The sequence below is a fragment of the Mycolicibacterium sp. lyk4-40-TYG-92 genome, assembly GCF_030209435.1.
Taxonomy (GTDB): Bacteria; Actinomycetota; Actinomycetes; order Mycobacteriales; family Mycobacteriaceae; genus Mycobacterium.
In genome coordinates this window covers 620,668-632,609 of the sequence record NZ_JARVRX010000001.1, presented here as the reverse complement: position 1 = coordinate 632,609, position 11,942 = coordinate 620,668, and the positions used below count along the sequence as shown (strand labels likewise).

The 11,942-nt window shown below is 68.1% G+C and carries 14 protein-coding genes and 1 pseudogene; 8 read left to right on the top strand and 7 right to left on the bottom strand.

Annotated elements, in window-relative coordinates; all coding sequences use genetic code 11:
- Positions 1-4: 4 nt before the first annotated feature.
- Positions 5-1,741, top strand: coding sequence for an exodeoxyribonuclease V subunit alpha (gene recD / locus QRN63_RS03155; RefSeq protein ID WP_502888084.1), 1,737 nt, complete (start codon positions 5-7; stop codon positions 1,739-1,741).
- On the opposite strand, the gene QRN63_RS03150 is transcribed toward recD, so the two are convergent.
- Positions 1,738-2,208 (bottom strand): carboxymuconolactone decarboxylase family protein, encoded by a 471-nt coding sequence (locus QRN63_RS03150; protein ID WP_285029169.1) that lies wholly within the window; start codon positions 2,206-2,208, stop codon positions 1,738-1,740. The two genes, recD and QRN63_RS03150, sit on opposite strands and share 4 nt — an antisense overlap.
- A gap of 83 nt (positions 2,209-2,291) precedes the next feature.
- On the opposite strand from QRN63_RS03150, the pseudogene QRN63_RS03145 reads away from it, so the two are divergent.
- Together QRN63_RS03145 and QRN63_RS03140 are read left to right on the top strand one after the other, a co-directional pair.
- A pseudogene (locus QRN63_RS03145) lies at positions 2,292-3,257 on the top strand (pirin family protein); the annotation flags it as partial.
- A gap of 18 nt (positions 3,258-3,275) precedes the next feature.
- Positions 3,276-3,605, top strand: a complete 330-nt coding sequence (locus QRN63_RS03140; protein ID WP_285029681.1) for a GNAT family N-acetyltransferase — start codon at positions 3,276-3,278, stop codon at positions 3,603-3,605.
- A 12-nt stretch (positions 3,606-3,617) separates the two neighbouring features.
- Here the strand turns inward: QRN63_RS03140 and usfY are convergent, their stop codons facing one another.
- The 5 genes from usfY to QRN63_RS03115 form a co-directional block, all read right to left on the bottom strand.
- Positions 3,618-3,923 (bottom strand): protein UsfY, encoded by a 306-nt coding sequence (gene usfY / locus QRN63_RS03135; RefSeq protein ID WP_267318882.1) that lies wholly within the window; start codon positions 3,921-3,923, stop codon positions 3,618-3,620.
- A 170-nt stretch (positions 3,924-4,093) separates the two neighbouring features.
- Positions 4,094-5,410, bottom strand: coding sequence for a L,D-transpeptidase (locus QRN63_RS03130; protein WP_285029168.1), 1,317 nt, complete (start codon positions 5,408-5,410; stop codon positions 4,094-4,096).
- Between the two features lie 355 nt (positions 5,411-5,765).
- Positions 5,766-6,815: a hypothetical protein gene (locus QRN63_RS03125; RefSeq protein WP_285029167.1), complete on the bottom strand. Its 1,050-nt coding sequence runs from the start codon at positions 6,813-6,815 to the stop codon at positions 5,766-5,768.
- A gap of 121 nt (positions 6,816-6,936) precedes the next feature.
- A complete protein-coding gene (gene cynS, locus QRN63_RS03120; RefSeq protein ID WP_267318879.1) occupies positions 6,937-7,407 on the bottom strand; it encodes a cyanase in 471 nt (156 codons plus the stop codon).
- A 54-nt stretch (positions 7,408-7,461) separates the two neighbouring features.
- Positions 7,462-7,689: a hypothetical protein gene (locus QRN63_RS03115; RefSeq protein WP_285029166.1), complete on the bottom strand. Its 228-nt coding sequence runs from the start codon at positions 7,687-7,689 to the stop codon at positions 7,462-7,464.
- A gap of 102 nt (positions 7,690-7,791) precedes the next feature.
- On the opposite strand from QRN63_RS03115, the gene cynR reads away from it, so the two are divergent.
- The 5 genes from cynR to QRN63_RS03090 all read left to right on the top strand — a co-directional run bounded on the left by cynR (position 7,792) and on the right by QRN63_RS03090 (position 10,769).
- Positions 7,792-8,700, top strand: a complete 909-nt coding sequence (gene cynR / locus QRN63_RS03110; RefSeq protein WP_285029165.1) for a transcriptional regulator CynR — start codon at positions 7,792-7,794, stop codon at positions 8,698-8,700.
- Positions 8,701-8,870: 170 nt separating this feature from the next.
- Positions 8,871-9,299, top strand: a complete 429-nt coding sequence (gene arr / locus QRN63_RS03105; protein ID WP_285029164.1) for an NAD(+)--rifampin ADP-ribosyltransferase — start codon at positions 8,871-8,873, stop codon at positions 9,297-9,299.
- 47 nt (positions 9,300-9,346) lie between these two features.
- Positions 9,347-9,667 (top strand): ArsR/SmtB family transcription factor, encoded by a 321-nt coding sequence (locus tag QRN63_RS03100; protein WP_267318875.1) that lies wholly within the window; start codon positions 9,347-9,349, stop codon positions 9,665-9,667.
- On the top strand, positions 9,664-10,140 hold the full coding sequence (locus tag QRN63_RS03095) for an SRPBCC family protein (RefSeq protein WP_267318874.1): 477 nt from the start codon (positions 9,664-9,666) through the stop codon (positions 10,138-10,140). Before QRN63_RS03100 ends, QRN63_RS03095 begins: the two co-directional genes overlap by 4 nt.
- Positions 10,141-10,142: 2 nt before the next feature.
- Positions 10,143-10,769: a maleylpyruvate isomerase family mycothiol-dependent enzyme gene (locus QRN63_RS03090; protein WP_285029163.1), complete on the top strand. Its 627-nt coding sequence runs from the start codon at positions 10,143-10,145 to the stop codon at positions 10,767-10,769.
- Here the strand turns inward: QRN63_RS03090 and QRN63_RS03085 are convergent.
- Entirely contained in the window at positions 10,766-11,932 is a 1,167-nt protein-coding gene (locus tag QRN63_RS03085) for a permease (protein WP_285029162.1), read from the bottom strand. The genes QRN63_RS03090 and QRN63_RS03085 overlap by 4 nt on opposite strands.
- Positions 11,933-11,942: the final 10 nt, after the last annotated feature.

The following is an 11,942-nucleotide window of genomic DNA, read 5'->3' as shown; positions in this document are numbered from 1 at the left end:
ACCCATGGCAGCACCGGACCGGCTCCCCGATCCCATGGACTGGCGGCAGGTGCCCGCGGCCACCGGACTGCTGGCGGCGTTCAACGCCGCCGGCGTGCTGAATGCCGCTGATGTGCATGTGGCCCAAAGGTGTTGCGCGTTGGCGGAGGAGGCCCGCGATGTGGTGGCCCTCGCGGTCGCGCTGGCGGTCCGGGCGTTGCGGGAAGGGTCGGTGTGCGTCGACCTCACCACCGTCGCCGACGACATCGGCGGTGACCTGCCCTGGCCGGCACCCGGAGAGTTGATCGCCGCCGTCGCGGATAGTCCGTTGACAGGCAAGGCCATCCGGCTGGACCAGGAACGGTTGCTGTACCTGGACCGCTACTGGCGCGAAGAACAGCAGGTGTGCACCGACCTGCTGGCGCTGTCGGCACAACCATCGCAGCCGGTCAGTGACGCCGAACTCGAACGGCTCTTCCCACCACCGGGTTTCGCCGAGCAGCGCGCCGCCGCACAACTCGCGCTGACGCAGCCGGTGACCGTCCTGACCGGCGGTCCCGGCACCGGCAAGACCACGACCGTGGCCCGGCTGCTCGCGCTGCTGGCGCAGGCCGCGCACCCGGGCCGGCTGCGGATCGCGCTCGCGGCACCGACCGGAAAAGCTGCCGCCCGGCTGCAGGAGGCCGTCTCGGCCGAGGTGGCCAGACTCGAGCCCGCAGACCGGGAGCGGCTCAGCGGGCTGCGGGCCGTCACGCTGCACCGGTTGCTCGGCGGGCGGCCCGACAGCGCCTCGCGGTTCAAGCACCACCGCGGCAACCGGCTGCCGCACGACGTCGTCGTCGTCGACGAGACCTCGATGGTGTCACTGACACTCATGGCCCGGCTGCTCGAAGCCGTGCGGCCCGACACCCGGCTGCTGCTGGTCGGCGACCCCGACCAGTTGACGTCGGTGCAGGCGGGCGCCGTGCTGGCCGATCTGGTCGACGGCCTCACCGACCACCCATCGATCAAGATCGCCGCGCTGCACACCACGCACCGGTTCGGGGCGGCGATCGGCGCTCTGGCCGAAGCGATCCGGTCCGGTGACGCCGATCAGGTGCTCACCCTGCTGCGGGCCGGCGATGCGGCCATCGAGTTCATCGAGGATTCCGAGCCGGCCGCGTTGCTGCGCCCGGTAGTGGTGGGCCACGCGCTTAAGGTGCGCGCCTGCGCACTGTTGGGTGCGGGCGCCGAGGGTCTCGCGGCCATGGACGAACACCGCCTGCTGTGCGCACACCGCGACGGGCCCTACGGGGTACGGCACTGGAATCGTCAGGTGGAGCGCTGGATCACCGACGAGACCGGGCAGGCCACGTGGTCGCCGTGGTACCCCGGCCGCCCGCTGCTGGTCACCGCCAACGACTACGCGCTGGGCATCTACAACGGCGACACCGGCCTGGTCGCCGCGGAGCCCGACGGCGTCCAGGTGTACATCGCGGGTGCGACTGCGACGCAACGGTTCTCGCCGAGCCGGATCGCCGAGGTCGAGACCATGTACGCGCTGACCATCCACAAGAGCCAGGGCTCGCAGGCCGACGAGGTGACGGTGATCCTGCCGCCCGCCGACTCCCGGCTGCTGACCCGCGAGCTGTTCTACACCGCGGTGACGCGCGCCAAGAAGAAGGTGCGCATCGTCGGATCCGCCGACGAGGTGCGGGCCGCGGTGCAGCGGCAGGCGCTGCGCGCGTCAGGCCTGCGGGACCGGCTGCGCGCCGACGCCTAGGGCCGCACCGGGTGCCGGCTCAGGATCGACACCCGGTTGAAGGCGTTGATGGCGGTGGCGACCCAGATCACCGCGGAGATCTCGTCGTCGTTCAGTACCGCTCGCGCACTGGCGTATTCGCGTTCGGCGGTGTCGTGGTCGGGCAGCGTCGTGGTGATCTCGGCCAGCCGCAGCGCGGCCTGTTCCGGCTCGGAGAACAGATCGGTGTCCCGCCAGGCGCGCAGCGTGGCCAGCTGCTTGTCCGTCACCCCGGCCTTCACCGCACGGCGGTGGTGGATCTCCAGGCACGACGGGCAGCCGTTGATGAGTGAGACGCGGGTGTTGATCAGCTCGACCAGCGCCGGCGATAACCCGGCCTCGGCAGCGGTCTTGGTGACCGCGGTCGCGACCGCCACCAATGTCCGGTAGGCGTGGGGTGACTGCTTGTCGATGTGCACGTGCGCGAGGCCCGGTTCGGTGGTGTCCATCGCCTACTTTCAGGTTGTGGCCAGGACGGCGCGGGTATGGTCTGAGCGAACGCGACGATGGTACGCAGCCGGGAAGGCGAATCGTGAGCAATCTTGAGGCAGACCCCGTCGAATACGACTGTGCCGCCGGGCCTCCCAACCGAATCGAGATTCTGGAGCCGCGTGAGGTGCCGCTGGGCGGGCCGCGCGCCATGATGGTCCGTCGCACGTTGCCGCAGCGCGACCGCTCGCTGGTCGGCGCGTGGTGTTTCGCCGATCATTACGGTCCGGAAGACGTGCGTACCAAGGCCGGGATGGACGTCCCGCCGCATCCGCACACGGGTCTGCAGACGGTCAGCTGGTTGTTCAGCGGCGAGATCGAGCACCGCGATTCGCACGGCATCCACGAAATGGTGCGCCCCGGCGAGCTGAATCTGATGACGGCCGGTGCCGGCATCTGCCACTCCGAGGTCTCCACGCCCGAGACGACGATCCTGCACGGTGTCCAGTTGTGGGTCGCACTGCCCGAGGCCGCCCGCCACGGTGCCCGCGACTTCGACCACTATGCGCCCCAGCCGGTTTCATTCGGCGCCGCCACGGTGTCGGTGTTCCTGGGTGCGCTGGCCGGGCAGCAGTCGCCGGTGCGCACGCACACGCCACTGCTGGGCGCGCAGGTCGATCTACCGGCCGGCGCGACCGTCGAGTTCGAGGTCGATCCCACTTTCGAGCACGCCGTGCTGCTCGACCAGGGCGCGCTGACCGTCGCCGATACGCCGGTGCAGCCGTACGAAATGGCTTATCAGGGCGTCGGATCCACGCGGCTCACCCTCGCCAACACCGGCGGTGAGCCGGCGCGCGCCGTCATCCTCGGCGGCACGCCCTTCACCGAAGAGCTGCTGATGTGGTGGAACTTCGTGGGGCGCACCCACGACGAGATCGTCGAATACCGCAACCAGTGGCAGGCCGAGTCCGCCCAGTTCGGCGAAGTCATCGGCTACCAGGGCGAGCCGGCGCGGCTGCCCGCTCCCCCGCTACCGACCACCCGCCTGGTTCCGCGGAAACCACCCACCGGAGGAAAGGCCCGAGTGATGCTCACCGACAAGAACGGCGAACCTGTCGAGGTTGCGCAGGAAGCCGACCGATTCAGCATCGCGGTCGACGGAAAGCCCGTGGGGCTCACCGCCTTTGTCGAGCACGGCGAGCAGCGGGTGTTTTACCACACCGAGGTCGACCCGGCGTTCGGCGGACGCGGACTGGCCAGCGTCCTGATCGCTCAGGCGCTGGCGACCACGCGGCAGCAGGGCAAGCGCATCGTGGCGGTCTGCCCCATGGTCAAGGCGTACGTCGAGAAGCATCACGACTTCGACGACATCCTCGATCCGCGGACGCCGGAGATTCTGCGGCTGCTGCCGCACTAGGCCTTCGAACGGTCAGCCTGCGTGCAGGCGCCGTTCGGGATGTTCGGCCAGCCACCGCTGTTCGACTCGCTTGACCCGCAGGTGCTCGAACGTGATGATGAGCGCCCCCGCGGTGACCAGCGCACCGGCGATCAGGCCCAGCGGGAGCTCAAGTCCCGTGTGGCCGAACGCGGTTGCGAAGACGAAGCCGGCGATGGTGACGATGCCGAGTGCGATCAGGCCCAGGCCAGGCAGCCACAACGTGTCGATGAAGGATTCACCGGCATGTGGTTGCGTGGTTCGGGAATGGTCGACCGGATCATGAAACGCGCCCTTCATGTCGCATCTCCCTCCTTGCCGAAGATGCCCTAAGGCTACGCCCGAATCCCGGCCATTGTGAGATAGTTCACACTTGCCTGGCGCTGTTCCCGCGAACACGTCCGGCAGTTCCCGCGAGGGACAGGTGCGCCCAGTTCGCGACTGGAACGTGCCCTCAGTTCGGCGGGCGACTAGCGCGGGGGCAGCGGCGCGGCGACGGGCGTGGCGGGCGCGGGCGGCGGGGGCAGCGCGGAGCCGCGGACCCATTGGTCCCACGGCATGCTCCAGTCACCGTTCTGGCTCAGCATCTGCGGCGGGCCACCGGTGAACTTGACCTCGACGACGTCGCCGGGCACCGAGAAGTCGTAGAACCACTTGGCGTTCTCGCTGTTGAGGTTCAGGCAGCCGTGCGAGGTGTTCTGTTTGCCCTGCGCCCAGATGGTCGCATTCAGCTGGTGCAGGTAGATGCCGTCATGGCTGATCCGGGTGGCCCACGGGATCGTCTCCTTGTAGCCGAGGCGGCTACTGGTCGGCAATCCGAACGTCGACGAGTCCATGATCACCGGGTTGGCCTTGTCCATCACGGTGTAGACACCGGGCGGCGTCCAGAAGGAGATGACCGTATTGCCGATCGTCTCGGTGCCGCCCATGCCCATCGAGGTGGGCATGGTGCGCACCAGCTGGCCGTTATCGAAGACGCTGACCTGGTGCGTGTGGTCGTCGGCGACGGAGACGTGGGCATTGCCGATCCGGAACGAGACGCGCTCGTCCTGCTGGCCGTAGGTGCCCTCGCCCAGCCGCACGCCGTAAATCTTGGCCGCGACGGTGACAGTCGTGTTGGGTGCGTAGTACTTCTCGGGCCGCCAGTGCGCGTTGGCGTCGTCGACCCAGTGCCACGAGCCGGGAACCGGCGGGTTGGTGGTGACGACGAGGTTGCGCTCTGCGGCGGCCTTGTCCTCGATCTTCTCGTCGAAGTGTGCGGTGACCACGACGCCGACGCCGTAGGTGCCACCCTCCTGCAGCTGCGCACCGGACACAGTGTTGAGGTACACCGCGGTCTGATACGTGGGGTCCAGCGTGGTGAAGCTCGACGTCTGCCGCGACGGCATGCCCGAGGGGCCCCGCGCCTCGATGGTCATCGTGTACTTGCGGCCGTAGCCGAGCTGCTCGGCGGGCGTCCAGGTCTTGGCGTCGGCTGCGAGCGTCCCGGGAATCTCTTTTCCGGCGCCGTTGACCATCGACACGGCGGTGATGGTGCCGGTCGCCGCGGTGACGTTCACGGGCGCCGCGGGGCTGACGTCCTTCGCTCCGCCGGCCGGCGTGACGCGCACGACGGCGGGCTCCGGCGCGGCCGGCTGCGAGACGGACAGATCGCGCGACGCGGCGACCACCTTGCAACCTTCCTGGCAGCGCGACGTCGACGACACCACGGTCCCACCGAGCACGGCAAGGACGGCCAGCGCAGCCGCCAGCCAGGCGCCACGGACACGGCGGGATGAGGTCAACACAGCTCCAAAGTTCGGCGTCGGCCAGGGATTGTCGGATGGGTGTACTCGAGGTACTGCATCAGGGTAAGCGGTCGGCCGGGCTCTTTGCACGTCGGATCAGGCTCGTCTCGATTTCGCCACGGCGCCGCTTCGGCGTGTCGGCTGGCAAACGCCCGCGATTGTGTGATAGGCGTCGATTTCCGGCGAATTCACCGCCACCGGACGGCGACGCGCTGACCTGCAATTTCGGTCAAACATAGTGCCCGCCAACAAGTTTCGGTACCCCAGCCGCCCTCACAGCTGAATATGTTCCAGCACAACGCAATTCACGACACGAAGTGGACTCCGCGTCGTGAATTCAGTGCCGGACCGCGGGCTACTGCGCCGCGAATCGCCTGAGGGTGCCGCCGTGCATCGCGCGTCCGGCGCGGGCTTGCCGGAAGCCGATCAGCCCACCGGCGCCGGTCAGCACCAACAGGCCGGTGAAACCCGGAACCGCGACGGCGGCGACCTCACTGAGGCCCGCCGCGCGGAGGTCGTCGGAGTACCCGGCCCGGTACGGCGCTGCCGCGACGATGGCGTTGTCGGCCGCGAAGACCTTGTCAGCCGGTTCGGGTCCCCGTTCCGGCAGGTCCCCGGTGACGCCGGTGTGGCCGGCGAAACGTGAATCCGTCTGCGCCCCACCGGATGCCGGGGCCTGGACGCGGGCCGGGAGGTCCCGGCCGACGGACACGACGCGTGGCACTCCGGAGGGCGTGCCGGCCGCGGACGACAGCTCGGCCACCGCGGAGGCCCACCCGTCGACGACCGACGACGCCTGCGCGACAGCAAATCCGGGCAACGCGGCCACGCTTCGGATCGGATCACCCACTGCCGCGGGCAACGGCCCCGTCAGCGCGGTCACCGGCGCCAGCGGCGCATCCGCCACGACGAGGGCTGCCTGACCGGCCGCGGCGGTCGCCGCGACGAACGGGGCGGACACCGACTGGACCGAGGGCACGGCGGCAGGCGTTGCGGCAACGGACTCGGGTTCGCTGACAGGCGCGCTCTGGGTGGTGTTGACGACACCCGAGGGCAGGCCGGACGACGCAGTCGAGGACGACGTCGCAGACGAGACGTTGGAGCCGTTGCGGCCGTCGCCGAACTTCGGCGTCAGTTGCTGGCCGGGCGACTGCGTCACGCCGAAACCGGTGAGGGCACCGGTTCCGACGGTGGTCGCGGTGGTCGTCAGCCCGCCGAGCGCCTTGCGCAGATCCCCGATGGAGGACAACCCCGGATGCGACGTACCCGAGCCGTCCCCACCTGCATCACCAGAAACACCAGGCGAAAGCGGCACATCGATCGGTGCAGCGCTCGCCATACCGGCGCCGATGATCGGCGCGGCAACCAGCCAGGTCACCGCCGCCATGCGCAGGTGCGTCGCCACGCTGCATCCATCCTCTCGATGCCGCCTTGTCGGCGGCCTCAGTCCAGTTTGCCACGAGAATTTGCTATTGCGAAAATTTCATTGGCACCAGTAACCATATTAGGGCAGTCGGCGCCAGAAATCAGAACGGCACAGTCGGCAGGTACTTGCCGTCCAGTGTGATGACAGCGCGTTCGCCACCGTCGGGATCAGCAACCTTCTTCACATCCAGCCGGAAGTTGATGGCGGAGATGATGCCGTCACCGAACTGCTCGTGGACCAGCGCCTTGAGTGTGGTGCCGTAGACCTGCAACATCTCGTAGAAGCGGTAGATGGTCGGGTCGGTGGGCACGCCACCCGGGATCGATCCACGGGTCGGGATGGTCTGCAGCAACCGCACCGCGTCGTCGTCCAGTCCCAGCAGGCTACCGACGGCTTCGGCCGACTCCGCCGGAAGCGCGTGCTGGCCGAGAACGGCGGCCGTTGTGAAGGCCACCGACAGGCCGGCGGCGTCGGCGATCTGCTGCCAGGACAGGTCCTTGCGGGTCTTGGCTTCGACGGCCGCAGCGGCGAGGAGCTGACGAGCGGTCGGGTCGAACTGGGCGTGGATCATGATGAGGTTCCTTTCAGGGGGCGGTCGATGATTGGGAGTGGATCGCTGTGCGGATCAATGCTGCGCCCAAGTGCCGTACGGCACCATCGGGCTGGTCCCGAAGGGCACGTACGGGTTGGCGCCACCGAGGAACGTGTCCTGCGCATAGACCGGAGCCGGCCCGGGCAGCGCCACGGATCCGCCGGTGTCGGCCGTCGCCGGGGCGGCCAGTCCGATCCCGAGTGCGGCGAGCGCGCCGGCTGCCATTCCGGTGGTCACGGCGACGAGTTTGTTCTTCTTCATGATGGTGTCCTTTCTTGCTGCACTCACCATGTACGAACAGCACCTATAACGTCCAATAGCTGTTTTTCGCATCACCCATAGACAACATCTATATTTGAGGTCATGGCTGGACTCGAGCTCCGTCACCTGCGGTATCTCCTCGCCGTCGCCGAACACGGCAACTTTTCCCGCGCCGCCGAAGAGCTATATGTGTCGCAACCCACGCTGTCCCAGCAGATCAAACAGCTGGAAACAGCGCTCGGCGTCCAGTTGCTCGACCGGGGCGGGCGTGCCGTGCGGCTGACGGATGCCGGCGCCGCGTTCGCGGAGCGTGCCCGCGGCGCACTTCGCGAACTGGCCGCCGCCGAACGTGCCATCGAGGACGTCCAAGACCTTTCCCGCGGGCACCTGCGTCTGGGCATCACCCCGACGTTCATCACCTATCTGATCGGCCCGCTCACCGCCGAACTGCACGCCCGCCATCCCGGGATCAGTCTGACCGTGGTGGAGACGTCCCAGGACAGCATCGAAGCGGGCCTTCTCGCCGACGACCTCGACGTCGGCGTCGCGTTCGTCGGCGCCCCCGTCGCCGGCATCGACTTCGTCGCCCTGTTCACCGAGCACCTCGGGCTCGTGACCAGCGACCCCCGGGCCCGGAACCTGGCGGACCCCCTGCCCGTCCGTGCGCTGGAAGACGTCCAGCTGGCGCTGCTCACCAGTGACTTCCTCACCCGGACCCACGTCGACACCTATTTCGCCGCGCACCATGTGGATCCGCGGATCATCGTCGAAGCCAACTCCGTCCAGGCCCTTACCGAGATCGTGCAGCGCACAGCGCTCGCGACGGTCCTGCCGGACGCCGTCACCCACGACCATCCGCACTTGACGCCGGTGCCGCTTGACCCGCCCATACCGACCCGAACCGTCGCTCTCCTGCGCCGCGCCGGCGGCTTTCACAGCGCCGCGGCCTGCGCGTTCGTGCAGCTCACCCAGGAACTCGTCGCGGCTCGCGGCTACGCGCCGCCCGGGTGATCTTCAGAAAGCCGTGTCGCGCAACGAGATTCGCGTGCCGACCGTACCGGGGAACGTCGCCGTGGGCGTTCCTCCCACTCTCAATTTATGGCAGATACCGGGGCTTGCCGCAAGACCCCGGTGGTGCCGCACAATCGTCCGGACCTGGTGATGAGACGAATGGGGAAGTCATGACCAACACACCGAAACCTTTCGAACCGCACGAGTCGGGCGCACTGCTGCACGGCACCAAGGCCGATCTCGCGATCGGGGATCTGCTGGTGCCCGGACGCGCGTCGAACTACGAAGAGGGCCGGGTCTCGAACCACGTCTACGTCACGCGGACGCTGGACGCCGCGGCATGGGGAGCCGAACTCGCGGCCGGTGACGGCCGGGGCCGCATCTACATCGTCGAGCCGCTCGGCGAGGTGGAGGACGACCCCAACGTGACGGACAAGAAGCTGCCGGGCAACCCGACTCACTCCTACCGGACCCGGGAGCCGGTGCGTGTCGTCGGGGAGCTCACCGATTGGGTCGGGCATTCACCCGAGCAGATTCAGGCGATGTGCGACGGGCTGGCCGACCTCCAACGGCGCGGCCTCGCCGTCATCTACGACTGATAGCGGGCCCTTCCCATCGGAAATCCGTAAGTCTAAACTTACCGTTAGTGACCACTTACGAAACTGCTGACCCCTGGGGCGCTCTCGCCGACCGCACCCGGCGGACGATCTTCAAGCGATTGGCCGCCGGGCCCCTCGCGGTCGGCGAACTGGCCGAAGGGCTGCCCGTCAGTCGACCGGCGGTGTCCCAGCACCTCAAGGTGCTGCGCTGTGCCGGACTGGTCACCGACCGACAGGTGGGCACCCGACGCCTCTACCAGGTCGATCCCCGCGGGGTCGAAGCCCTGCGGGCCGAGCTGGACGGGTTCTGGGACCAGGCATTGACGGCCTTCAAACAGATCGCCGACGAAGAAGGGAAGCAGTCATGACCGAGGTGGCACCGATCCGCAAGAGCGTCGTCGTCGCGGCACCGATCGACAGAGCGTTCGCGTTGTTCGTCGGCCGCTTCGACGCCATCAAGCCCCGCGACCACAACCTTCTCTCGGTACCCATCGTGGAGACGGTGTTCGAGACCCACGTGGGCGGCCACATCTACGACGTGGGCGCCGACGGCAGCACGTGCCGGTGGGCGCGCGTGCTCGCCTACGAGCCACCGAGCCGGGTGCTGTTCTCGTGGGACATCGGGCCCACGTGGCAAGTGGAATCAGACCCCGGCAAGACCAGTGAGGTCGAAGTGCGGTTCACCGCCGAATCCGACGGGCGCACCCGCGTCGACCTGGAGCACCGGCACCTGGAACGCCACGGCGCCGGCTGGCGGTCGGTGGCCGACGGCGTCGACGGCGACGCCGGCTGGCCGTTGTACCTGAATCGGTACCACGACATCGTCGCCGCAGAGGCGTGACGATGCCGGCGCAGCGTTCCCTGATGGACCTCGCACACGACGAGCGTCGCGACCTCGCCGCCTATCTGCGGACACTGTCCGACGCTGACTGGCAGGCCCCCACGTTGTGCACCGAGTGGTCGGTGAAAGACGTTGTCGCACATGTCGTGAGCTACGAAGAGCTCAGCGTCCTGGGACTGTTGCAGCGCTTCGCCCGAGGCCGGATCGTGCGCGCCAATGAGGTCGGCGTGCACGATTTCGCGGCCTGCACTCCCGCGCAGTTGATGGACTTCCTCGAGGTCCACCTGCGTCCGCAGGGCCTGACGTCCGGATTCGGCGGGATGATCGGGCTGGTGGACGCGACGGTCCATCACCAGGACATCCGCCGGGCGCTCGGCCACCCGCGCACCATTCCCGCCGAACGCCTCGAACGCATCCTGCCGACGATCCCGGGCAATCCGAGACTCGGCGCAGGCAGGCGGATCCGCGGGTTGCGTCTGCGGGCCACCGACGTCGCCTGGCAGCACGGCAGCGGACCCGAGGTGACCGGAACCGGAGAGGCCCTACTCATGGCGATGACCGGACGCCGCGACTCGCTGGACGAATTGCGCGGTCCCGGCCGTGCGCGGCTCGCGCTGAGGCTGTCCTAGTGCGCGTGCTCGTGGTGGCCCTCATGACCCGCGTCGGGTGAGCCGCCCATCATGCGCAGCATCGGGATGCCGCCGGTGCGCACGAAGCGGATCACCAGCACCGCGGCCAACAGTAGGAAGACGATGTTGAGCCAGGTGGTGTAGTTCCACGAGATGCCGCTCTCCATCACCATGGCATTGCGCTGGGTCGGGATGAGACCCGTTGCACCGAAGAGCAATTCGACGAGATAGCCCGCCGCGACCATCGAGATGTAGAAGGTGGCCAGCAGCGTCAGCATCATCCGGGTGCCGTAGTACTTCCGGTAGATGTTGAGGATCGGCAGGATGAGCAGGTCGGCGAAGATGAACGCCACGACACCGCCGAAGCTGATGCCGCCGTTCCACAGCACCGCCGCCAGGGGCACGTTCCCGATGGAGCAGACGAACGACACGACCGCCACGGCCGGCCCGACGAGCGGTCCCCAGACCGCCGCCCAGGTCGGGTCGTCGGCGAGGAAGAAGTTCTCCCAGAACGTATTTGGCACCCACGCGCCGATGGCGCCGGCGATGAGCAGACCGAGGACCAGATCCCGCAGGATCGCCGCCCACTCCATGACGAACACGTGCGAGACCGATGTGAGGCCGGGTCCGGAGAACAGGCGCTTGGCGAACGAGCCCTCGCCCTGCACCGACATGTCCATGGCGGCATGGCCTTCCATCGAGCCGGCGATGCCGTGATCCGCCTGCACGCGGGCCTCGTCGATGAGACGACTTCGGACGAACAAGCGGAACAGCACCGCCAGGACGACGATCATGATCGGGCCACCGACGAATTCCGCCGCGGTGAACTGCCAACCCATCAGCAGGGCCAGGATGATGCCGAGTTCGACGACGAGGTTGGTCGAGCCGATCTCGAACGCCATCGCCGCGGTGAAGTTGGCGCCTTTGCGAAACAGTGAGCGCGCCAACGCCACTGCCGCATACGAACACGACGACGATGCCGCGCCGAGTCCCGCGGCCACCGCGAGGGTTTTCGGCTTGTCGTCACCGAGGAGGCGGACGATCGTCGACTTCCGGACGACGGCCTGCACCACCGCCGACAGCGCGAACCCGAGGATCAGCGCCCAGAGAATCTCCCATGTCATCGAACCGGCCAAGGCCAGGGCATGTCCGATCGCGCTCATCGCGGAGTCC

Bases quoted from the DNA above. Each gene is read 5' to 3' on its own strand.
- recD (WP_502888084.1), top strand. From the start codon at position 5: ATGGCAGCACCGGACCGGCTCCCCGATCCCATGGACTGGCGGCAGGTG.
- QRN63_RS03150 (WP_285029169.1), bottom strand. From the start codon at position 2,208: ATGGACACCACCGAACCGGGCCTCGCGCACGTGCACATCGACAAGCAG.
- QRN63_RS03140 (WP_285029681.1), top strand. From the start codon at position 3,276: ATGCTCACCGACAAGAACGGCGAACCTGTCGAGGTTGCGCAGGAAGCC.
- usfY (WP_267318882.1), bottom strand. From the start codon at position 3,923: ATGAAGGGCGCGTTTCATGATCCGGTCGACCATTCCCGAACCACGCAA.
- cynS (WP_267318879.1), bottom strand. From the start codon at position 7,407: ATGATCCACGCCCAGTTCGACCCGACCGCTCGTCAGCTCCTCGCCGCT.
- QRN63_RS03115 (WP_285029166.1), bottom strand. From the start codon at position 7,689: ATGAAGAAGAACAAACTCGTCGCCGTGACCACCGGAATGGCAGCCGGC.
- cynR (WP_285029165.1), top strand. From the start codon at position 7,792: ATGGCTGGACTCGAGCTCCGTCACCTGCGGTATCTCCTCGCCGTCGCC.
- arr (WP_285029164.1), top strand. From the start codon at position 8,871: ATGACCAACACACCGAAACCTTTCGAACCGCACGAGTCGGGCGCACTG.
- QRN63_RS03095 (WP_267318874.1), top strand. From the start codon at position 9,664: ATGACCGAGGTGGCACCGATCCGCAAGAGCGTCGTCGTCGCGGCACCG.
- QRN63_RS03090 (WP_285029163.1), top strand. From the start codon at position 10,143: ATGCCGGCGCAGCGTTCCCTGATGGACCTCGCACACGACGAGCGTCGC.
- QRN63_RS03085 (WP_285029162.1), bottom strand. From the start codon at position 11,932: ATGAGCGCGATCGGACATGCCCTGGCCTTGGCCGGTTCGATGACATGG.